Below are 21,780 nucleotides of genomic sequence, written 5' to 3' on the forward strand. Positions count from 1 at the left end.
TCGGAAGGCACGTGCAGACCTTTCGTCATGGCCTCCTACCTTTCTTTCGGGCCTTACTGGCCGAATGTATCAGCGCCCCTCCATATGGGACGCTGCTTGCTGACAGCTCTAGTTATATCCAATTTCCACCCGCAATTCCACCTCGCCCCCGAACGGTCAGCAAAGTACGATGAACGGTATATCGCATATGATTTCCCATGATGCACTTCAGTTTCGTAAAGCAGATTTTCCTAGGTAAACGTTATTTTTCTAAGAAATCAAGATTGAACACTCAAAGTTATCCATGATTCAAAATTGCATAGCAACAACGGTTTTCTGCATATATATGACGCTTGTCCTCGATTCGACCTACATTCGATTATATTCAGCTTGCTATCATTCTTATTCATACATTCTCACCAGTTGAGTGAGGATATAGATCGCTTACTCAAAGCACCGGACGTAAGTGCTTCGGCTCGTCAGCGTTAGAAGTAGGTAAAGATACCGTTCGCGCGATACGCCCGTGCCATAGGTCGACTAAATTGAGACAATAGAGAACAGTGTTAGGCTACCGTCCCCTGTAGGGACTGAACGGACAGATGCATATGCCGAGCAAAATCGAAAAGAAGCAAGCCGCCGCAAAGCTGCGCAAACCGCCGCGCGACTTCTCGTATACGCAGAACCGAGAGCTCAGCTGGCTACGCTTTGATAACCGCGTGCTTGACGAGGCATTCGACGAGACCGTTCCTTTGTTCGAGCGTCTAAAGTTCGTGTCGATTTTCGAGTCTAACCTCGATGAGTTTCTCATGGTGCGCGTGGGCGGCCTGTCCGACCTTGCAGAACTCAAAAAACAGCCTGTCGATAACAAGAGCAATATGACCGCCTCCGAACAGGTCGATGCCGTCATGGCAGAGCTGCCCGGGCTCCTTACCCGCTGGGAGTCGATCTTTAAGAGCATCGAGGGCAAGCTCGACACTCTGGGCGTTCACCGCGCCCGCATCGATTCGCTTACGCCCGAGGAACATACCTTTGTAACCCGCTATTTCCAGGCCTACGTATCGCCGGTCATCTCGCCGTTGGTCATCGACCCGCGCCACCCCTTCCCCAACCTGCGCAACGGTGCGCTCTATCTGGCTTGTGGCCTGGACGGCGTCACCGACGAGGAGAGCCTGCTGGGCCTTATCGAGATCCCCGCCTCGATGAACCGCGTGGTCGAGATTCCCTCGCCCACCGGCACCTACTCCTACATCTTGCTCGAGGACGTCATTCTCGCCTGCCTGGATAGCTGCTTTGGCTCCTATAAGCCGCTGGATCGCGCGCTGATCCGCGTCACCCGCAACGCCGATATCGACCCAGACGGCGAGGGCGTCGAGGAGGAAGAGGATTACCGCCAGCACATGAAGCGCATCCTCAAGAAGCGCTTGCGCCTGCAGCCGGTGGTACTCGCCGTATCGGGCTCGCTCGAGAAGGCAACGCTCAAGACTATCCGCAAAGCGCTCGAGCTTTCGCGCCGCTCGGTCTTTACCTGCGATATCCCGCTCGACCTGGGCTACGTCTTCGGCATTGAGGGCAAGATTCCCGAGCACCTGCGCAACGAGCTGCTCTTTACGCCGTTTAAGCCGCAGCCCAACCCCACCATCGATATGACCCGCTCCATCCGCGAACAGGTGCTGCAGGGCGACAAGCTGCTCTTTTATCCCTACGAGGCCATGAACCCCTTCCTGGATCTGGTGCACGAGGCCGCCTACGACCCCGAGTGCATCTCGCTGCGCATCACGCTCTACCGCGTGGCCAAGCAGAGCCGCCTGTGCGAGTCGCTGATCGATGCTGCCGAGAACGGCAAAGAGGTCACGGTGCTCATGGAACTTCGTGCCCGCTTTGACGAGCAGAACAACATCGAGTGGGCCGAGCGTCTGGAAGAGGCAGGCTGCACCGTCATCTACGGCTCCGAGGGCTTTAAGTGCCACTCCAAGATCTGCCAGCTCACCTATCGCGAGGGCATGGCGCTTACACGCCTAACGCTGTTGGGCACCGGTAACTTTAACGAGAAGACGGCCAAGCTCTACAGCGACTTTATGCTCATGACCGCCCATCCCGGGATCGGCGAAGACGCCAACTTGTTCTTCCGCAACCTGTCGCTGGGCAACCTGCGCGGCGACTACCGCTTTTTGGGCGTGGCGCCCGTCGGCCTTAAGCCACTCATCATGCGCGGTCTGGACCGCGAGATCCAACGCGCTCTCGCCGGCGAGCCCGCGCGCGTATTCTTTAAGCTCAACTCGCTGACTGACCGCGAGGTCATCGACAAGATCGCTGAGGCATCGTGTGCCGGTGTGCGCGTGGACATGATCATCCGCGGCATCTCGTGCCTGAAGCCCAACATTGCGGGCAAGACCGAAAACGTGCACGTACGTTCTATCGTCGGACGCTTCTTGGAGCACGCGCGCGTCTATGCCTTCGGCGTGGACTCGGACATGATCTACCTGAGCTCGGCCGACATGATGACGCGCAACACCGAGCACCGCGTGGAGATCGCCTTCCCCGTGCTCGACCCCACCTGCCGCGCCCTGGTGCACGAGTACATGGGCATGCAGCTGCGCGACAACGTGAAGGCACGCAGCCTGACGAGCGACGGCACCTGGGTTCCCGTAGAGCGAAAAGAGGGTGAGAAGCCCTTTAACTCGCAGGAGTTCCTGTTGGAGCGCGCTTATCGCAACGCCGAGTCCGCAGCCGTGGCTTCGGAGCCCGTCGCCAAAGCAAAACCGGAATCCGCACCTGTTCTGGGCCCCAAGCCCAAGCCCCAGGCGGACGTTCCCAAGGTCCAGAAGGTCCAGGCAACCGTCATTGAACCCGACCTGGAATCCGAACCCGAGCCTGCGCCCCAGCCCCAGCCCCAGCCTCGGCCGCAGACCGTCAAGTCCGCGCCCCATGCAAGCGCCCACCGCGAGAAACCCGCCGGCCAGACCAAGGCCATCGAGCGCCATCGCCCCGGCCGCGTGCGTATGGGTCTGGGCCTGATCGGCTTAGGCCTTAAGACGCTCATTACCGGCAAGACGAAATAGACGTTTGTAGAAGCGCCCCGTATTTGAGGAATGCCTCAGGTACGGGGCGCTTTTCCCTGCTACCATGGTTGCGGACAACAACGCGAATGACAGGCAGGAATATGAAGCTCACCATAGAATCGATGACGTATGGCGCCGATGGTCTGGCGCACGCCGACAACGGCAAGGCCGTATTTGTGCAGGGCGCCGTGGCGGGCGATACCGTCGAGGTCGAAATCGTGCAGGACGGCAAGTCGTTTATGCGCGCCCGCGCCACCGAGATTCTTGAGCCGAGCCCCGATCGAATTCAGCCTCCCTGCCCCTTCGTGGGCGCCTGCGGTGGCTGCTCGTGGGGCAATCTCTCGCGCACCGCTCAGCTTGCCGCCAAGGAGCAAAACCTGCGCTCCACGCTCGAGCGCATCGGCAAGTTCACCCCTGAGCAAGTCGACGAGCTGGTGCAGCCCATCCGCCACACCAAGGACGATTGGGGCTACCGCAATAAAATTGAGCTCGAACCGACCGTCGTTAACGGCCGCGTTCGTCTTGGCATGCACGGCGTCGATCCCAGCAAGATCGTGACCGTCGATTCGTGCCCGCTGTTCGATAAGCGTTTTCCCAAGGCGCTCAAATCGGTCGTCGGCGCGCTTAACTATCTGAGCGGCAGCCACGACCTGGGCTTGGAGCGCGTGGGCATTCGCGCCTCGCGTCGCACCAAAGCGCTCGAGGTCGCGCTCTGGACGCCCACGGGCTCGTTCCCGCGCTCGCAAGTCTCGCGCGTGCTGGCAGACGCCGCACACCCCACGAGCATAGTGCGCGTTATGAGCAAGGGTGAGAAGAAGGCCCGCCGCGTCTCCAAGGTTGAGATGCTCGCCGGTGAGGGCTCCTGGACCGAGAACATCGCCGACGGCCAGATGCGCCTTTCGGCCCCGTCGTTTTTCCAGGTCAACACCAAGGGTGCCGAGATTTTGATCGAGCTTGTCATGGAGGCGCTCGACCCGCAGGAAGACGAACTTGCCGTGGACCTGTATTGCGGAGCTGGAACCTTCACCCTGCCGCTCGCCCGTCGCTGCGACTTTGTTGCCGCCGTCGAGGCCTACGGCCCGGCCGTGCGCGACCTGCGCCGTAACCTGGAGATCAACAAACTCGATAACGTCGATGTCATCGGCGGCGACGCGGTGCGCGAGTTCCCCGATCAGGACGCCGATGTCCTGGTGGTCGACCCGCCGCGTGCAGGCCTCGCCCCCGAGGCGATCGACCTTATCGCCAGCACGAGTGCTCGCGATGTCGCCTACGTGAGCTGCGACCCGGCCACCCTGGCGCGCGATCTCAAACGCTTTGTCGAAGAAGGCACCTTCTCCCCCGTAAAGATCACGCCAGTCGACCTGTTCCCGCAAACCTTCCACTGCGAAACCGTCGTCCACCTCAAGCGCAACTAACCCAACTGCTCGAACCCACCGCCCAAATGATTTTTCTGGGACGGGGATTTAATGATCATTGTGTACCGAATGATTATTAAATCCCCGTCCCAGAAAAATCATTTGAGAATGGGGCATGGCAAGCATGAGTCTTCGGGGTATAAGACGGCTAATTGTATGCCGCCCTATGAAAGGAACCCTCATGCCCAGCGTTGCCGTTCTCGCCGCCGATGGCTTTGAAACTATTGAATGCCTGACCATGGTCGATGTCATGCGTCGCGGCGGCGTGCGTGCCACGCTCGTCTCGATCATGCCCACGCGTGAGGTCGTAAGCTCGCTGCAGATCCCCGTGACCTGCGATGCGCTCTTTGATGAGATCAATTTTGACGAGTACGACTGCGTCGTGCTGCCCGGCGGCCTGCCCGGTGCCACCAACCTGCGCGCCGATCAGCGCGTCTGCGACGTGGTCTGCGAGTTCGCTGCGACCAAGCACGTCGCCGCCATCTGCGCCGCCCCGTTTATCCTGGGTGAGCTCGACCTGCTCGAGGGGCGCCACGCCACTTGCTTCCCTGGCTTTGAGAAAAGCTTCCCCGAGGGCGCCTATACCGGCGAGAAGGTTACGCAAGACGGCAACATCATCACCGCCAGCGGCATGGCCCAGTCGCTCCCCTTTGCGCTTGAGCTGCTGCGCACGCTCGCCGGCGACAAGGCCGTCGAGAAGGTTGCCGAGGGCATTCAGCTATGATTTTGGCTTCGCAATCACCGCGCCGCATCGAGTTGATGCGCGAAGCGGGCTATGACATTCGCGTGATTCCAGCAGATATCGACGAGACGCCTTTTGATGGCGAAGCTCCGCTTACGCTCGTCGAGCGCCTGGCACGCGCCAAAGCCGCTGCCGTCGCCGCTGAACGCGCCGAGCCCAACGAGCTGACCGTCGCTGCCGATACTATCGTCACGTTTGACGGTAGAATTTTGGGCAAGCCCGCAAATGAGGACGAGGCGCGCGCCATGCTCCGCGAGCTTTCGGGCCGCACGCACCAGGTGGCGACCGGCGTCTGCATCGTCAAGGCCGGCGACGCCACGGCTCCGCACGCCGCCGAGAGCCTGTCCTTTGTCGATGTGACCGACGTGACGTTCTACGAGCTCAACGACGAACAGATCGAGCACTACGTCGCCTCGGGTGAGCCCATGGACAAGGCCGGCGCCTACGGCATTCAGGGCACAGGAGGACGCATGCTCGTGCATGATATATCGGGCGACTTCTATAACGTGGTGGGCCTACCCATCGCTCGCGTCGCGCGCGCGATTCAAAAACTCTCGTAATTGTACCTGGCGCTGAGTATCCCCCAGCGCCTACAATTTTGGCGTACCGTACGGATCCCGACCGGGTACATGGCGCGGCGGAAAACCGATAGGAGTTAAACATGGATACACTGCTCGAGGCCATTGACGTCTGCGATGTCGATGGCTTTTGCTATGGCAACTATACGGACGAGGAGGCCGGCACCGGTTGCACCGTAATCGTGGCACCCGAGGGCGCCACCGGCGGCGCTGACGTTCGCGGCGGTGCTCCAGCATCGCGCGAAACCGACCTGCTGCGACCCGAGAACACCGTCGACAAGGTCCACGCCGTCTGCCTTTCGGGCGGATCGGCCTTTGGTCTGGAGGCCGCAAGCGGCGTCGCCCGCGAGCTCGAGAGCCGCGGCATCGGCCTTCCCGTCGGCCCCACGCAGGTGCCTATCGTGTGCTCCAGCTGCATCTTCGACCTCGCCTTTGGCGATCCCACCGTGCGCCCCGACATAGAGGCCGGCATCGCCGCCGTGCGCGAGGCACTCGACAACACCCCCACCACACTCGAGCAGGGCAATGTGGGCGCCGGCACCGGCGCTACCGTAGGTAAGCTCATGGGCCCCGCCACCTGCATGAAGGCCGGCCTTGGCACTGCCGCCGTGGCGCTCGGTCCCGTTAAGGTAGGCGCCGTGGTTTCGGTCAACGCCTGCGGCAACGTCGTCGACCCGACCACGGGCGAGTGGGTGGCAGGCATGCGCGCAGCAGCCGATAGCGACCAGATCATCGATATGGAGCTCGCCGCTTTTGCCGCCGCCGGCTCTATGCAGATGCCGCTCGACCGCACCAACACCACTATCAGCTGCCTCGTCACCAACGTGGAGCTCACCAAGGCCCAGGCCACCAAGGTCTCCCAGATGGCAGCAGACGCCTACGCGCACGCCATTCGCCCCACGCATACCACCAACGACGGCGACACCATCTACACCCTCGCCAGTGGCAAACTGGGCGCCCAGGCAAGCGCCGCCATTCCCCTAGACCTGCTGGGCATGCTCGCCGTAAGGGCGCTGGAAACCGCCATCGTAAACGGAGCCAAAACCGCCAAAACCTCCCACGGCATCCCCGGCGCCGCAAAGTAACCTCACCTGACCGGTTGCCCGGTAGGGCTTGGTTATGTTTGCTGCTCTACAGTCCTGGCTCGCACGAAGAGCACATTAAGTGCTCTTCGGCTCGTGCGGAACTCGCGACAAACATAACCAAGCCCCACCGGGCAACCTACTCAACCAGATCCCTTTCAGCCCAGGCCCCTGTGTACCGCGCGTCCAAGATCTTCAAATTCAAATAACCTGACAATCGATTCTTATAGCAGAGGCCCCTTGGCCTTTAGTTTGATACAAGTTCCGCACGAGCCGGAAAGCACTTAATGTGCTTTCCGTGCGAGCAGGACTGTTCGCAGTAGCAAACTAAAGGCCAAGGGGCCCAGTCAACCTATCAGCAGCGATTACTCGGCAGCTAGTTGAATTTGAAGATCTTTGAGGCAAGACGGTATAGGCCGAGTGTGGTTTTGTCCCCGGCCCGTCCGCGCAGGTTGGTAAAGAAGCCGACCACGCCGTAGCGCGCACGACGATACATGCGCTCGTCGTAGGACTTCAAATCGCCCCACAGCGTCTTCAGACGCTCATCGGCACAATCCTCATCGGAAAGCTTGGTAAGCACCGAGCAAATCGCCATCATCATGGTGAAATAGCCCATCATGTACGAGCGCAGACGCGACGACTCGACATCGCTGTACAGGTGGAACGATTCCATCATGATGCGCGTAACGCGGAACTGCTGGTCCAGGCGTTTAACCATCGTCGCCTCGTTGACGCTCTGACCCTCGCGACCGATAAAGTAGCGGTAGAGGTCGATGTCGGCGTAATAGATAGTCTTGCAACGCGGCAGCGGCACGTAGGCGTAGATGTTGTCCACATAGAACGTGTGCGGCGGCATGGGCAGGTTGGATGCGCGCAGCACATCCGTGCGGTAGCACAGGCTGTGCATGAGCAGGTTCTGGTCCAGACGGAAATGACCGATCTGATCCCAAGTAAAAATCTTTTTGCGCGGCAGGGCAAACTTGTAACCGATAGCGGTATGCGTACCCTCGTAAACCTTCTCGTACACGTAGTTCGAAACAAACAGGTCGACGCGCTGGTCACGCTCCTCAAAGCCGCGCAGGATCGAAAGCATGGTCGAAAGGGCAGCGCCGTCGAGCCAGTCGTCCGAGTCGACAACCTTGTAATAGGTGCCCTGCGCCTCGCGCAAGCCCGAAAGGACGGCGATACCGTGGCCGCCGTTCTCCTGATGCACCGCGCGGATAATGCCGGGGTAACGCGTCTCCCACTCGTCGGCCTTAGCGGCCGTCTCGTCCTTGGAACCGTCATCGACGATGATTATCTCGATGTCGGTGGCATAATTGCTCCCCTCCAGAATGGAGGTGATGCAATGGTCCATGTCCTTGGCGGCGTTATACGAGGGAATACCGAATGTTATGACTTTATGCATGGCAGGCGATAATCTCATCCGAAAGATCGAGGGCGGAGTTGGTCACGGCATCCATATCGTAGTAACGATACTCGGCCAAGCGACCCACCGGGTGGAAGTTCGTCAGGTTCTGGACGCGCTCAAGATAGCGCTCGTAGAGCTCACGGTTCTCGGGCTCCAGGATGGCGTAATACGGCGTCTCGCCCGAGCCGGGCGTATAGGCCTTGGAGTACTCCTTCATGATGGTGGTCTTGCCGGGCAGGACCTGACCGGTCATGTTCTTGAACTCGGTAATGCGCGTATAGTCCTCGCTCGTGGTGTAGTTGACGGTGCCCACGGGCTGGAACTGATCCAGATCGAGCGTCTCGAACTTCATGTCGAGTGTGCGGTACGGCAGCGCGCCCAGGTCGAGGTTGAACAGCTCGTCGAGCGGACCGGTGTAGACGATCTCGCCACCATAGACCTTGTCGTCGATCTTGACGGTGGTCTCGTCGATTTCAAAGAGGTCACGGGCGTCTACGTCACAGAACACGTCGATCAGATCGTGATCGAGCATATGCTCGAACAGCGCGGTATAGCCGTCCTGCGGCATGCCCTGGAAAGGAGCCTGCGGAAAGTAGCGATCGTCATCGCCCACAAAGACGGGAACGCGGCCGGTGATCGAGGGATCGATCTGGTCGGGCGTCTGGCCCCACTGCTTCATGGTGTAATGCAAAAAGACGTTCTCGTAGACGTAATCAGCGACCTCGGCCAAGTCGGGGTCGTTCTTCTTACGCAGCTCCATAATGGGCACCTTGACATCCTTGCCAAAGGTCTCCACGAGCTTCTGATACAGTTCCTCGCCGCGCTCGTCACCAAAGGCGAGTTTGAGACTCGCATGGTTGAAGGGCACGGGCATAAGGGTGCCGTTGATGTTGGCGAGCACCTTGTGCTGATAATCCGTCCACTTGGTAAAGCGCGACAGGAAATTGTGCACGCGCTCGTTAAAGGTGTGATAGATATGCGGACCGTACTCGTGGATCAGGATTCCGGCCTCGTCAGTGCAGTCATAGGCATTGCCCGCAATGTGGCTACGGCGCTCCAAAACGGCAACACGATAGCCGATGGTCTCGGCAAGACGGCGGGCGCAAACGGCACCGGCATATCCAGCACCGACGACAATCATGTCGTACGCGCCGGCGTTAAAGCCTTCAGGCAGGCCTGAGGTAATCTGCATCGATACTCCTTGTCAAAAGCCACGGGCTCGTTAGCTGGGCTTTTCTCGAACATTCTTCGAGACATATTTATCAGAGCGATTATAGCGCTAATGCGTCCTATAATGAGCTTGCCACACAAGGAAAGCTCAAGCACCGCGGCGTACAAATTTGAAAGGTAAACCCGCTAGCAGCGGGTTTATTCGTGAACAGCCGGGCGCCTGGAGCTTAGTGAAACGCTTGTAAGGAGTAACATGAGCGATTTCCTTAACCGTATGAAGTCTGCCGCCAAGGCCGACCTTAAGACGATCGTCCTGCCCGAGGGCGAGGATCCGCGCACCATCGTCGCGGCCACCAAGATTATCGAGGAGGGCCTGGCAAAGATCGTCATCCTGGGCAACCCCGACGAGATCAACGTTCCCGGCGCCACCGTCATCGATCCGCGCAATGCCGAGAAGCACGAGGAGTACGCGCAGAAGTTTGCCGAGCTCCGTGCCAAGAAGGGTGTCACCATCGAGCAGGCTCGCGCCCAGGTGATGGACGCCACCTACTTTGGCACCATGATGGTCAAGATGGGCGACGCCGACGGCCTGGTCTCCGGCGCCTGCCACTCCACCGCCGACACCCTGCGCCCCGCGCTGCAGATCCTCAAGACCGCCCCGGGCACCAAGCTGGTCTCGGCCTTCTTCGTGATGTGCACCGACACCCCGCAGTTCGGCACCGACGGTACGCTGATCTTCGCCGACTGCGGCCTCAACATCAACCCGTCCTCCGACGAGCTCTCCGAGATCGCCATCGCCTCCGCTCACTCCTGGTCCACTTTTATGGGCAGCGTCGAGCCGCACGTGGCCATGCTCTCCTACTCCACCATGGGCTCCGCCGGCGGCGAGGTCGCTAAGAAGGTCCAAGAGGCCGTGAAGTTCTGCAAGGAGAAGGCCCCCGAGCTCGCCATCGATGGCGACCTGCAGCTCGATGCCGCCATCGTTCCCACCGTCGCCCAGCTCAAGGCTCCCGGCTCCTCCGTCGCCGGTAAGGCCAACGTGCTTGTGTTCCCCGACCTCGAGGCCGGCAACATCGGCTACAAGCTGGTCCAGCGCTTCGCCGGCGCCGACGCTTACGGCCCCATCCTGCAGGGCATCGCCAAGCCGGTTAACGACCTTTCGCGCGGCTGCTCTGCCGACGACATCGTGGGTGTCGTGGCCATCACCGCCGTCCAGGCTCAGATGGCTGAATAGCATACGCACTCGCCCGAAGGCCGTACGGGCTAACCCCTGAAAACGTCCTCGACCAATGAAACGCCCCCGTTCTGCTCCTCCGGAGCTACGAACGGGGGCGTTTCTGGTCTGCGGATTGTTTTCAGGGGTTAGCCCGTACGGCCTTCTACCACTACGTTCTATCGTTAGGCCAATTCCTAGTTATTGGCATGAAAAGAGCGGGCCGGAAACTCCAATCCACCCCAATGTGATTCCCAGCAAACGACCAGCTCAAAAGCAGAAGCTCCATAACAGTGAGGTCTTGAGGAATTCGAGACTTAGATACCTATGAAGTCTCGATGGTAGCCCTAGATATTTCAAGGTACTGTCCATCAGCAACAGTAACAAAGCTATTTCCCTCAAAATTATCGTTATTAATAATATTGAAGGATTCATTTGCATCCACCGCGCTCAAAACCGCATAGTACCCACTTCCCGATTGCGCCGTGATGTTATACTCGCCTGGCTGAATATCGAGTCCAACTTTATATATGCCCTCTCCGCTCAATGTCAAAGTTGGCTTCGCATCCGCAATTGCAACAAATGAAGCACCGGTAACTTCGAGCAGTTGACCATCTGAAACCGTAACATATGTACACGTGTTGAAATTACCGTTCGAGAGAATGTCACCCTTCGATGAATCGGGATAAACGCAGTAATAGCCAAATCTTGATAAGCACGTTATCTTGTACTCGCCAGACGGAATATCCTTCCCCACACGATATGACCCTGCAGAATAACTTGCCACAGGAGACGCTTCGTTGGATCCGAGGTCTGATTTGGTATCTTTGCTGTCAGAATTTGAGTTAGAAGACCCGCCATAATTAGGGGCATCTTTTCTATCAACCTCAAACGATTTCGCAACGTCCATAAGAACCGGTTTCGCTTTACTCCAATCAGCCTTAGCCGCAATCAGTTCAGCACCCACCGAAGAGTCTCCTGTAATTGAAACGACAAGATATCCTTTTGGCTCCTTATTTCCATCAATGTCGACACTCGTTAAATATGTTGGAGCAGAGTCCGACTTCGAGCTGATCAGGGTCCAATCAGACGATACTCCATCCAAATTCTCAGCCCAAAAATCAAGCACCTCCTGATCATTACCAAAATCTGAAAGCGGGTATATATCCAGACCCAGCATTACCATGCCATCAAATTCATCAGGCGTAATCGTAAGCAGTCCGTCCTCGCCGTCTTCTACCTCCCAACTTCTTGGAACCTCCATCGAAGCAGAAACGGAGTCATCTAAGCCGCATGCCACCGTTTGCTTCATCATCTCGTCGCAATTTGAATCTGCTGACCCAGCACCAGTTGAACAACCAGCAACGCAACCAATGCACGCCAAAATCAGCGCAAAGGAAATCAATACCGTAAACGGCTTTCGATTCATTTGACTCTTCCTCCTCTTAAATCAAATAAACCAGCTTCATCTTCTAACAATCGCTAGCGACCTGTCCATCTATAATCGGTAGACGGCAATAGGCATTAAAAAGCTCTTTAAGCGTGCATTCAAATAAACAATCCACAGCTCGCCAGACAGTTTTACTGAGAATCTGAATGATTAACGCTACAGCAAAATGGGCATGCGATACGGGTAATCTTTACCCTGTATCCCAAATGCGCAGTGTAGGTCGGCGGTTGTTGTACCGGAAAGTGTGTCCCGGTTTGGAGGCGGATTGTGGGTCGCAGCTTCTGCTCGAGGCCTGTTTGGGAAACTGCGGAACGGAATTTTGCTTTATTGTGGGTCGCACTTTCCACAACATGCCTCAACTGGATAGCGTGTCCCAGAATTCGCGTTTGAAATGGGATGGGGTTTCCGCCGTCTGCCTATCAGCAAAAAGGCCTCCTGAGTCGTTGCTCAGGAGGCCTTTCGTTTAATTGCAAATGAGCGCTAGTTGTTCTTGGTCAGGCGCTCGACGTCGTGGGCGATCATGTATTCCTCGTCGGTGGGGATGACCATGACCGTGACGGAAGAGCCGGCGGCGCTGATGACCTGCGGGCCGTTGCCCACGGCCTCGCGGTTCTTGTTGTTGTCGATACGCACGCCCAGCCACTCAAAGCAGTCGCAGAAGGCCTTGCGGATCGACCAGTCATTCTCACCGATGCCGGCGGTAAAGGTAATGGTGTCCACGCCCGCCATGGAGGCGATCATGGAACCGGCCTGCTGCATGGCCTTATAGGCGAACATATCGAAGGCGAGCAGGCAGCGCTCGTCACCCTCGGAGGCGCGCGTACGGATGTCGCGGGCGTCGTTGGAGATGCCCGAGATGGCAAGCAGACCGGACTGCTTGTTCATCATGTCATCGACTTCCTGGTAGGTGTAGCCGCCCTCGCGCTGGAGGTAGCACACGGTGGCCGGGTCGATAGAACCACAACGGGTGCCCATCATCAGACCGTCAAGCGGCGTGAGGCCCATCGTGGTATCGCGGCACACACCGTCCTCGATGGCGGCAATCGAGGCGCCGTTGCCCAGATGGCACGAAAGCAGACGGTGGCAGCGCGCACCCAGGATCTCCTTGGCCATCATCCACTCGTAACGGTGGCTCGTACCGTGCGCGCCATATTTGCGCACGTGGTACTTGTCGCACACGTCCTTGGGCAGGGCGTAGGTGTAGGCGACCTCGGGCATGGTCATGTGGAACGAGGTGTCGAAGACGGCCACATTGGGCAGCTCCGGATACTTCTCGCGGCAATATTCGATTGCCGCGGCCTCACCGTAATTGTGCAGCGGGGCGAGCGGGGCCACCTCAAGGATCTTAGCCATGACCTCATCGTCGACGACCGCGGAATCATCGAAATGCCAGCCACCCTGAACGATACGGTGGCCGATGCCATCGATCGTAAAGTCGGTCTTCTCAAGCTCCTCGAGTACGCGCGCAATGGCGCAGCGATGATCGGGGAAGGGAACTTCTTCGGTCTGCTTGGCGCCACCGTTCTCGGCGTGACCAAAGATGCCCATGTCCGAGCCGATACGCTCGCAGTTGCCCTTGGCGAAAACCTCGCGGGTATCGGTATCCAAGAGCTGATATTTAAGGCTTGAGCTGCCGGCGTTAACAACAAGTACGTTCATGAGACTCCTTTGCAGTGCAATACGGTCGGCATGCCCCTTAAGGCGGCCGTATGTTAATAAGAAGTTATCACAGCTTGATAAATAGCTATCATGCATATCGCCCAACGAGCGCAAAAGAGGGGCCAAACGGCATGTTGCTGTCCAGCCCCTCCCCTCTTGCAATTACTTGGCGTTGACGATGCGCTCGACGTCGGAAGCGATCATGAACTCCTCGTCCGTGGGGATGACAAAAATCTTGACCTTAGAATCCTTGGCGGACAGGCACCAAGCGCCGTCGCCGCGCAGGGCATTGCGGGCATGATCCATCTTGACGCCCATAAAAGCCAGACGATCGGCCACGCCGGCGCGAACGGCCGGAGCGTGCTCACCGATGCCAGCAGTAAAGACCAGGGTGTCCATGCCACACATGGAGGTGGCCATCTCGGCGGCCTTGGCGGCAATCTTGTAGACGAACATATCGAAGGCGAGCTGAGCCTCGGGGTCGCCAGCGGCGGCGAGCTCCTCGACGTTACGGCAGTCGTTGGTCTTGCCGCCAGTCACGGCCATGAGGCCGGACTTCTTGTTCATCATCTCGTCGACCTCGTCAAAAGTGTAGCCACCCTCGCGCTGCAGGTAGCACACGGTAGCCGGGTCGATGGAACCGCATCGGGTACCCATCATGACGCCGTCGAGCGGCGTCAAGCCCATGGTGGTGTCCATGCACTTGCCGTCCTCGATGGCGCACAGAGAAGCGCCGGAGCCAATGTGGCACACGACGACCTTGCGGGCCTCGCCGTTGGTCATCTCGGCGACCTTCTTGGAGATGTAACGGTAGCTGGTGCCGTGAGCGCCATACTTGCGGATGTGCAGCTTGTCGCAGACGTCCTTGGGCAGGGCGTAGGTGCGGGCGACCTCGGGCATGTTGAAGTGGAAAGCGGTGTCGTAAACCGTGACGTTGGGCAGGTCGGGATACTGCTCCAGGCAGTACTCGATAACGTTGGCCTCGGGGTTGTTGTGCAGCGGGGCGAGCGGGGCAACCTCGCGGATCTTGGCGAGAACGTCCTCGTCGACGAGGGAGGAATCGCCAAAGTACCAACCGCCCTGAACGATGCGGTGGCCGATGCCCTCAATCTTGACGCCGTTGGCCTCGAGGTCCTTCAGGACGACCTCGATGGCGACCTTGTGGTCGGGGAACTCGATGTTCTCGGTCACCTTCTTGGAGCCGTTGGCAGCGTGGGTGAAGGTGCCGCCGGTAAAGCAGACGCGCTCGCAGGAGCCTTTCGCGGACACCTTATGGGACTTGGTATCGATGACCTGATACTTAAGGGTCGAAGATCCCGCGTTGACGACCAGAACGTTCATGTGTCTCCCTACTAACAGGCGGTGTGGCGCCGCCAGGTTACATACGCTTCAATAATAAACCCAAACGCCCTCGCGCTCGGGTTTATTGCGTTGATATATAAGTTATCGGTGCCTAAATACTCATGGCCTTTGACTTGTAAGACAAAATAGCGCGGGGATATACACCAGGGAAGAAATCCCGAGCGCAACAAGCAATACGACTCGAATGCCCGCAACGCTACTCAGCACAGAGTTGAGCAGATAGAAAAGAACAGCACCCACCGCCACCATCTGGCTTTGAACCGAAATCAGTGAACAGCGCATCGATGAATCGGCAGCATTTTGGAAAACTGAGTATTTGATTGGGGCAAACAACGAGTACGCAACCGTCTGCAGCACATAGAACACGGGCAGCAAATTAGCCGGAGCAAGGGGGATCAAAAACAAAGCTGTCAATACTAAGCGAATGATGCCGCAAATACGCGCAAAACGGCCCTTGTCGACATGAGCAATCACACTGGGCACAATAAGCCCCATGGAGGCCGAGGCAAGGAGCTGGACCGCAATGGTCACACCCGAAGCGACGGCATTCATTCCGCGACCCGCAAGCAGCAGTGAGAAAAAGTCTTCCAGGGCGACAAAAGCAAATGCCTGAGAACAGTCCATGATGAACGCTGAACGAAGAATGCCATTACACGCAATAGCGGCACCGATCATCTTCGGGCTAATTCCACGCTCAGGTGCCCCCGCAGTGCCCCCTCTTCGCATCTCAGGAATGCAGACAACGACAACCAACGTCAACACCATTGCGATGATATCCGCCGAAAGACCAATGAGATATGCACCGACAGACGAAATGAAACCGCCCACGCAAGCGGAGATGGCATAAGAGGCATAGAAAACAAATCGCTCAACGACATTAAGTCTTACGAGCTGGTCCTGAGAGACGCTGTCAATGTAAATCGCTTCTATGGATCCGCTCAGACATGCAACGGCAAAACCTTTGAGAGCGAACGCACCGATTAAAAGCAGAGGGGAACGGACGAGAAGCAGGGCGGCGTAGTATCCAAGCATCCCCACGCCGCCAACGAGACCGCTTGTCTTTCGTCCAAACCTATCAGCAATATAGCCAGTGGGAACTTCGAGGATGAACTTACTCACTTGATATGCAATCATCATGCTAGAAATCGCCACCATCGAGAATCCGACGAATTCAAGGTAAACCGTCAGAAAATACAAAATGGTGCTGAAGTTCGACAGAAAAACGAACGTCATATAAAGCAAAACCGTACGGTTTTTCAGAGCTCCGCCCTCCAAGAGTCAGCAATCTAAATCGGAATCTTGGAAAAGCATGAGGGCAAAGCTGTCAGCTATGCGTTGCAGGGCGTCAACATTCACTTGACGACACGAGGCCAAATGGCCTCACGAAGCGAGATGACGCAATAGGTGAAGAAAGACCGTCTGGTGTCGATCGGTCCAGGCATTTTGTCGATAGCAAAAGTAGATGGGCAAGGCTACGTCATGTGAGGCTTCAATGGAGCACTCGCTTACTTCCGATCCATCAGATGCGAGAGAAGAGCCAGAAAAACCCAATATCAATCCCCCGGCTTGAAGAAACTCAGCCTGCGCCCTGTTTTCGTATTCGACATCTCGGAAGCGAAAATTGACGAGCTGGGCTTCAGGGCATTGGTTAATCGCATTGAGACAGGGTGACAAATTAATGGGAACAGCGAGCCTGCCGCCCAGTAACTCACGAATGGTCGTAGCGTCAACAGATTGATGACCCGCTGGGTATGAAAGAACCTTGAGCTCCTTTTCACCCAAGTATTTAGAAGAAAGGACGCTGTCCCGTGGTTCCTCAAACGAGATAGCCGCGTCCGAAATGCCAAGCACAAGTGATTCAAAGCATGTTGCCGTTGGCTGATGCCACACATCAAGATGAATCTGAGGGTGCGAGTGTTCAAACGAGTCGTACCAGTTTTCGGCAAAAAGGCGCCCCCGTCCATGAAGGCAGGGGGCGTAAAGACGGAAGTGGCCGTCGGGCGAGACGCCGTCGCCCCTCGATTGTGCGTACTTTTTGAGATCGTCGACTTGTGCCAGGATCACGCGTGCACGACGCGCAAATTCTCTGCCCGCCGGAGACAAAACAGCCTCCCCCGCCGATCGGTCGAGCAAAACAATCTGATACTCAGATTCCAACTTTTTGATTGCCGACGAAACGGCTTGCGGACTCACATGAACGGCGCGAGCTGCTTTGCGCACGCCGCCATAGTTCGCTACCGCTTGAAGGTATTCGAGTTGAGAAAGCTGCATAGATTACTCCAAAGGCAGCCAAGTCGACGGGCTACGCGCCCTCAGATGAGGTTCTCGCCCAGGTTTTTGCCGCCGAGGACGTGCATGTGGAAGTGCATGACGGTCTGGCCGGCGTTGACACCCTTGTTGGAAATGACGCGGAAACCGTCCTCCAGACCCTTGGCCTTGGCGACCTCCTGGATGGCGTGAGCCATGGCGCCCATGGTCTCGGCGGGCACGTTGTCGGCGATATCGCTGTAGTGCTTCTTGGGGATCACGAGCGTATGGACCGGCGCCTGGGGGTTGAGGTCGTCAAAAGCGATGACCTGGTCGTCCTCATAGACAACGGTCGAGGGGATCTCGTGGTTGGCGATTTTGCAGAAAATGCAATCACACATGGTTGGTTCCTTTCTCACAGACCAAAGTAGTCTTTTTGGGACGGGGCTTTTTTGACTACTTTTTCGCAAACGCAAACGCTCGGCGAGCCGTCGCGCAAGGGTAGTCAAAAAAGCCCCGTCCCAAAAAGACTACCCCAAAGCAGGCTGTAAGTTGGTTAGAACGAAAGGTTGTCGTCGGTGTTGGCGGCTTCGCCGTCGGCGAGTACGTCGTTGCCGTCGACGTCCTTAAGAAGCACCGAGACCTTCTGCTCGGCATCGGACAGGCGGGTGCGCAGGCTCTTGAGGAGCTCGACGCCGCGGGTGTAGCTCTCGAGCGACTCCTCGAGCTCCATATCGCCCGACTCAAGGCTGCGGATGATGAGCTCCAGCTCTTGCGAAGCCTGCTTGTACGTAAGCTGCTCCACCGGGGTCTTCTCTGCCATATTTGTTTCCTTTCCTAAAGGTTTATCACTATGAAACGCGGCCTACTCGACCGCATCGACCGTTGCCGCCACGTTGCCGTCTGCCATGCGTACGCGGATGGCGTCGCCGGGCTTAAAGGTCTTGGCGCTCGTAGCCACGCCGTCTTCGCTGTAGGCGATGGAATAGCCGCGGGCAAGCACCTTGAGCGGCGACAGGGCATCGAGCGACGCGGCCGCTCGGCCCAAGTCGGACGCGGGCTTGCTGAGCATCGTGCGCCCCTGATGCTCTAGACGGGAGCTTGCGAGCATGAGAGCATGGCGCTTGCCATCAAGCCCTGAGGTGCTTGCGATCAAGCGCTCGGGCAGACGCTCGAAGTTGGAACGAAAGGACCCGACCGAACGCGTTATGGCGCCAGACAGACGATCGGCCGTCAGGGCAAGCTCGGACTCGCGACGCTCAACCATAAACGTTGGATCGTTAAGACACGGGCGGCACGCGGCTGCATCGAGCGCGTCGCCCAGACGAGCCGTATAGGTGTCCCAGGCACGACGGCCGCGTTGGTCGAGCATTTCCAGATCGACCTGATCCGACCCGATCATCGAAGCCATCGCGGCGCCCAGACGCTGATGGCGCGCCTCGAGCACGTCGGCCAACTCCGTCATAGCCGGCGCCACCGATTCTGCCGCTGCCGTTGGCGTGGAGGCGCGGCGGTCGCTCACCATATCGCAAATCGAGGTATCGGGCTCATGGCCAATGCCGGTCACCACGGGCACGGGACAAGCCGCCACCGCGCGGGCGAGCTCCTCATCGTTAAAGGTCATGAGGTCCTCGAAGGAACCGCCGCCACGCACGAGCAAAATGCAATCGGGCGCCGGCGTAATGGCAGCGGCGCGGCGCAAGCCTTCAATAAGCTCTGCCGGCGCACCCTCGCCCTGGACCTTTGCGCCCACGCAGACAAGCTCGACAAGCGGGTTGCGACGGCGCAGCGTACGCTTGACGTCATCGATTACGGCGCCCGAAAGCGAGGTGACGACCGCCACGCGCGAGCAAAACACCGGGATGCGACGCTTGCGCATCTCGTCCATCAGGCCCTCGCGGCGTAGCTTTTCGGCCAGCTGCGCCACTTGTTGACGCAGCAGACCCTCCCCCGCCAGCGAGAACGAGCGGGCGACGAAGCTCATGCGACCCGTAGGCTTGTAGAGATTGAAGCTGCCCTTAAAGCTTACCTGCATGCCGTCGCGCAAGTCGAAAGTGCGCTTAAGGTAGGCGCCCTTCCAGATGATACAGTCGACGGCCGCCGAGTCGTCCTTGATCTGAAAGTAGCAGTGGCCGCTTCGAGCGTTGGGACCACGGAAACCCGTGACCTCGCCTAAAACGCTCAGCTGCGGAATGGCATCGAGCGCGCCGGCGGCGATCTCCACCGCCTGGCTCACGCTGAGCTCCTTGCGCTCCTGATCGTCCGAACCGTCGAACTCGGCGGAAACGGCATTGCCGGTTAGATTCCAGCCTGCCACGCAGCCTCCTTCCGTTATCGTGCACAAGGGCTTCGGCCCTGCGCAAATTCAAATCCAACACATAGTACAGCGCCGCGGGGACACAAATCCCCACGGCGCCCAGCGACCCAATTTGTTATCGGTTGGAGTTTCTGTTGTAGCGAGCCATAAGGTAGAGCAGCTGAATAATCGAGGTGAGCGCCGCCGCCACGTAGGTGAGCGCGGCTGCCGTCAGCACCTTCTTGGCACCGTTGACCTGCTTGGAACTCATGCCCGACTGCTCGATATACGTCACGGCACGGCGACTGGCATCGATCTCGACCGGCAGCGTAACCAGCTGGAACAGCACGCTAAACGAGAAGAAGACCAGCGCGAGGGTCGTGAGCCCCGCGATGTTCATGAACAGGCCCATGAGCAGCACGATCGTCCAGGTGTTCTGGGTAAAGTTGACGACGGGGACCAAAGCGGTGCGTACCTTCATCATGGCATAACCACTTTGACGCTGGGCGGCATGGCCCGCCTCGTGGCAGGCGACGGCAACGCTTGCGACCGACCCGCCCGAACGGTTGGCATCCGAGAGATACAGGTTGTTATCCAGCGGGTTGTAATGATCGGTAAGCTCGCCGGCAACGCCCTTTATGCCCACGGCGCTACAACCGTTGGCATCGAGCATGCGACGAGCGACCGTGGCGCCCGTATCGCCATCCGAGCGCACCTTAGACCACGTCTTGTACGTCGAGTTGATATAGCTCTGCGCGGCAAGGCCAAGCACTGTGCAGACAAGAACAACCAGCAGGTACAGCGGGTCGATGCCAAAGCCGTATCCATAGTAATAAGGCATGCGAATTCCTCCGAATCGAGTTACACGTTGGAGGCATTCTACCCACTCAAGCGGCTAGGCTTCCTTATAGCAATTCAATTTTGCCATCTTTGACCGTCAACCCCATATTGCCCGAGAGCAAATCGTCCAGACGCGAACCCACGAGCTCAAAACGCCAACCTTCGCGCAGGGGGCTCTGCTCGGGATGCTCGATGTAGTCGGCCAGGTCATCGCGCGAGGCAATGACCGAGGTCGCCACGCCCGAACGCTCGGCAACCAAGCGAATAAGCGCATACATAAGGTCGGTCACGCTCTCCAACTCCGGCGAAATCTGGCGATGCCCGCGCACCATGAGCGGCAGGCGATCGTGCGGGCAGCTCGCGCCACGCTTGATGGCCATCAATGCACCGTCCACGTCGCGCTCCCCCAGCTGGTCGGTGCCGCGGATGCTGCGGAACTCCTCAACGCGCACGGGATTGCGTTTAACCAGGGCCAGCAACGTGTCGTCGGACATGACCCATTTGCGCGGGATGTTGCGGCGCTCGGCGCGATCCTCGCGCCAAGCGGCAAGCTCGCGCGCAATGCCCAGCTGATGGCGGCTGCAGGAGTTGATGCGCTTGACCTTGCGGAATGCCTCGTGACGATCGGCGCGATAATGCGACTCGTCGGCCAGCGGACGCAACTCGTCGAGCACCCAGTCCACCCGGCCCAGCTCGCGCAGGCGACTCATCATCTCGGTATAGGCGACGATCAGATACTTGACGTCATCGATCGCGTACTCGATCTGTTTGTCGGTCAGCGGGCGGCGCGACCAATCGGTCAGTGACTCGGTCTTGGGCAATGAGACACCGCAAAACGTCTGCACGAGCGCGCCGTAGGAAATCTGCTGGCGCTCGCCCAAAAAGGCGGCGGCCACCTGCGTGTCAAAAATGGGACGCGGCAGCACGCCCACGGTATGGAGCATAACCTCCATATCCTGCGAGCAGGCGTGAAACACCTTGGTCACGCTCTCGTCGGCCATAAGCTCTGCCAGCGGCGATAGGTCGTCGATCACCAGAGGATCGACCGCGACGCTCTCGGCAGGGGTGGCAATCTGGACCAGGCACAGGCGCGGATGAAACGTGCGCTCGCGCAAAAACTCGGTGTCGACGGCGATCGCGTCGAACTTGCGGGCGCGCTGGCAAAAGTCGAGCAGAGCCTGATGTGTGGAAATGTACATATCAACCCATCGAATAAGGTTAGGCCCGAAAAACACGGGTAGGATATCGGCATTGCCCTACAACTATACTCGGTTAGT

18 protein-coding genes are annotated in these 21,780 nt (G+C 58.2%); 6 read left to right on the forward strand and 12 right to left on the reverse strand.

Annotated features, from left to right (window positions below; all coding sequences use genetic code 11):
* The first annotated feature begins 578 nt into the window (after positions 1-578).
* The 5 genes from ppk1 to DW029_RS05770 all read left to right on the forward strand — a co-directional run bounded on the left by ppk1 (position 579) and on the right by DW029_RS05770 (position 6,858).
* Positions 579-3,038: a polyphosphate kinase 1 gene (ppk1, locus tag DW029_RS05750; RefSeq protein ID WP_118345521.1), complete on the forward strand. Its 2,460-nt coding sequence runs from the start codon at positions 579-581 to the stop codon at positions 3,036-3,038.
* A gap of 86 nt (positions 3,039-3,124) precedes the next feature.
* Positions 3,125-4,453 carry a 23S rRNA (uracil(1939)-C(5))-methyltransferase RlmD gene (gene rlmD / locus DW029_RS05755; RefSeq protein ID WP_118098993.1) on the forward strand — a complete coding sequence of 443 codons (1,329 nt, stop codon included), beginning with the start codon at positions 3,125-3,127 and terminating at the stop codon, positions 4,451-4,453.
* A gap of 181 nt (positions 4,454-4,634) precedes the next feature.
* On the forward strand, positions 4,635-5,177 hold the full coding sequence (locus DW029_RS05760; RefSeq protein ID WP_055287259.1) for a DJ-1 family glyoxalase III: 543 nt from the start codon (positions 4,635-4,637) through the stop codon (positions 5,175-5,177).
* Positions 5,174-5,755, forward strand: a complete 582-nt coding sequence (locus DW029_RS05765; RefSeq protein WP_118345522.1) for a nucleoside triphosphate pyrophosphatase — start codon at positions 5,174-5,176, stop codon at positions 5,753-5,755. Before DW029_RS05760 ends, DW029_RS05765 begins: the two co-directional genes overlap by 4 nt.
* A 101-nt stretch (positions 5,756-5,856) precedes the next feature.
* Positions 5,857-6,858 (forward strand): P1 family peptidase, encoded by a 1,002-nt coding sequence (locus DW029_RS05770; RefSeq protein WP_118345523.1) that lies wholly within the window; start codon positions 5,857-5,859, stop codon positions 6,856-6,858.
* A gap of 373 nt (positions 6,859-7,231) precedes the next feature.
* Here DW029_RS05770 and DW029_RS05775 read toward each other — a convergent pair whose 3' ends face one another.
* Together DW029_RS05775 and glf are read right to left on the reverse strand one after the other, a co-directional pair.
* Complete coding sequence (locus DW029_RS05775) at positions 7,232-8,263, reverse strand: glycosyltransferase family 2 protein (RefSeq protein ID WP_117735245.1); 1,032 nt, start codon at positions 8,261-8,263, stop codon at positions 7,232-7,234.
* Entirely contained in the window at positions 8,256-9,458 is a 1,203-nt protein-coding gene (glf, locus tag DW029_RS05780) for a UDP-galactopyranose mutase (protein ID WP_118345524.1), read from the reverse strand. Before glf ends, DW029_RS05775 begins: the two co-directional genes overlap by 8 nt.
* 231 nt (positions 9,459-9,689) lie before the next feature.
* Here glf and pta point away from each other — a divergent pair, with 231 nt between their 5' ends.
* Positions 9,690-10,670: a phosphate acetyltransferase gene (gene pta / locus DW029_RS05785; RefSeq protein WP_117655322.1), complete on the forward strand. Its 981-nt coding sequence runs from the start codon at positions 9,690-9,692 to the stop codon at positions 10,668-10,670.
* A gap of 304 nt (positions 10,671-10,974) precedes the next feature.
* On the opposite strand, the gene DW029_RS05790 is transcribed toward pta, so the two are convergent.
* From DW029_RS05790 to rnd, 10 genes are all read right to left on the reverse strand, one after another.
* On the reverse strand, positions 10,975-12,078 hold the full coding sequence (locus tag DW029_RS05790; RefSeq protein ID WP_118345525.1) for a hypothetical protein: 1,104 nt from the start codon (positions 12,076-12,078) through the stop codon (positions 10,975-10,977).
* A 501-nt stretch (positions 12,079-12,579) separates the two neighbouring features.
* On the reverse strand, positions 12,580-13,758 hold the full coding sequence (locus DW029_RS05795; protein WP_118345526.1) for an acetate/propionate family kinase: 1,179 nt from the start codon (positions 13,756-13,758) through the stop codon (positions 12,580-12,582).
* Positions 13,759-13,920: 162 nt separating this feature from the next.
* Positions 13,921-15,099: an acetate/propionate family kinase gene (locus DW029_RS05800; RefSeq protein ID WP_117735248.1), complete on the reverse strand. Its 1,179-nt coding sequence runs from the start codon at positions 15,097-15,099 to the stop codon at positions 13,921-13,923.
* Between the two features lie 120 nt (positions 15,100-15,219).
* On the reverse strand, positions 15,220-16,395 hold the full coding sequence (locus tag DW029_RS05805) for an MFS transporter (protein WP_233543816.1): 1,176 nt from the start codon (positions 16,393-16,395) through the stop codon (positions 15,220-15,222).
* 105 nt (positions 16,396-16,500) lie between these two features.
* Positions 16,501-17,391 (reverse strand): LysR family transcriptional regulator, encoded by an 891-nt coding sequence (locus tag DW029_RS05810; RefSeq protein ID WP_118345528.1) that lies wholly within the window; start codon positions 17,389-17,391, stop codon positions 16,501-16,503.
* Between the two features lie 41 nt (positions 17,392-17,432).
* A complete protein-coding gene (locus tag DW029_RS05815) occupies positions 17,433-17,768 on the reverse strand; it encodes a histidine triad nucleotide-binding protein (RefSeq protein WP_035137921.1) in 336 nt (111 codons plus the stop codon).
* Between the two features lie 155 nt (positions 17,769-17,923).
* Positions 17,924-18,190 carry an exodeoxyribonuclease VII small subunit gene (xseB, locus tag DW029_RS05820; protein ID WP_006234311.1) on the reverse strand — a complete coding sequence of 89 codons (267 nt, stop codon included), beginning with the start codon at positions 18,188-18,190 and terminating at the stop codon, positions 17,924-17,926.
* Positions 18,191-18,232: 42 nt separating this feature from the next.
* Positions 18,233-19,684, reverse strand: coding sequence for an exodeoxyribonuclease VII large subunit (gene xseA / locus DW029_RS05825; protein WP_370220179.1), 1,452 nt, complete (start codon positions 19,682-19,684; stop codon positions 18,233-18,235).
* Positions 19,685-19,799: 115 nt separating this feature from the next.
* The gene (locus DW029_RS05830) at positions 19,800-20,504 is read right to left on the reverse strand and encodes a zinc metallopeptidase (protein ID WP_118345529.1); all 705 of its coding nucleotides are present in this window, start codon (positions 20,502-20,504) and stop codon (positions 19,800-19,802) included.
* A 64-nt stretch (positions 20,505-20,568) separates the two neighbouring features.
* Positions 20,569-21,702: a ribonuclease D gene (gene rnd, locus DW029_RS05835; RefSeq protein ID WP_118098998.1), complete on the reverse strand. Its 1,134-nt coding sequence runs from the start codon at positions 21,700-21,702 to the stop codon at positions 20,569-20,571.
* Between the last annotated feature and the right edge of the window lie 78 nt (positions 21,703-21,780).

It is taken from the genome of Collinsella sp. AF38-3AC, from assembly GCF_003474365.1.
Taxonomy (GTDB): Bacteria; Actinomycetota; Coriobacteriia; order Coriobacteriales; family Coriobacteriaceae; genus Collinsella.

Coding starts and splice junctions, on each gene's coding strand:
- DW029_RS05770 (WP_118345523.1), top strand. CDS start 5,857: ATGGATACACTGCTCGAGGCCATTGACGTCTGCGATGTCGATGGCTTT.
- rlmD (WP_118098993.1), top strand. CDS start 3,125: ATGACAGGCAGGAATATGAAGCTCACCATAGAATCGATGACGTATGGC.
- DW029_RS05810 (WP_118345528.1), bottom strand. CDS start 17,391: ATGCAGCTTTCTCAACTCGAATACCTTCAAGCGGTAGCGAACTATGGC.
- DW029_RS05830 (WP_118345529.1), bottom strand. CDS start 20,504: ATGCCTTATTACTATGGATACGGCTTTGGCATCGACCCGCTGTACCTG.
- DW029_RS05795 (WP_118345526.1), bottom strand. CDS start 13,758: ATGAACGTACTTGTTGTTAACGCCGGCAGCTCAAGCCTTAAATATCAG.
- DW029_RS05775 (WP_117735245.1), bottom strand. CDS start 8,263: ATGCATAAAGTCATAACATTCGGTATTCCCTCGTATAACGCCGCCAAG.
- DW029_RS05815 (WP_035137921.1), bottom strand. CDS start 17,768: ATGTGTGATTGCATTTTCTGCAAAATCGCCAACCACGAGATCCCCTCG.
- DW029_RS05765 (WP_118345522.1), top strand. CDS start 5,174: ATGATTTTGGCTTCGCAATCACCGCGCCGCATCGAGTTGATGCGCGAA.
- ppk1 (WP_118345521.1), top strand. CDS start 579: ATGCATATGCCGAGCAAAATCGAAAAGAAGCAAGCCGCCGCAAAGCTG.
- glf (WP_118345524.1), bottom strand. CDS start 9,458: ATGCAGATTACCTCAGGCCTGCCTGAAGGCTTTAACGCCGGCGCGTAC.
- DW029_RS05790 (WP_118345525.1), bottom strand. CDS start 12,078: ATGAATCGAAAGCCGTTTACGGTATTGATTTCCTTTGCGCTGATTTTG.
- xseB (WP_006234311.1), bottom strand. CDS start 18,190: ATGGCAGAGAAGACCCCGGTGGAGCAGCTTACGTACAAGCAGGCTTCG.
- pta (WP_117655322.1), top strand. CDS start 9,690: ATGAGCGATTTCCTTAACCGTATGAAGTCTGCCGCCAAGGCCGACCTT.
- DW029_RS05800 (WP_117735248.1), bottom strand. CDS start 15,099: ATGAACGTTCTGGTCGTCAACGCGGGATCTTCGACCCTTAAGTATCAG.
- DW029_RS05760 (WP_055287259.1), top strand. CDS start 4,635: ATGCCCAGCGTTGCCGTTCTCGCCGCCGATGGCTTTGAAACTATTGAA.
- rnd (WP_118098998.1), bottom strand. CDS start 21,702: ATGTACATTTCCACACATCAGGCTCTGCTCGACTTTTGCCAGCGCGCC.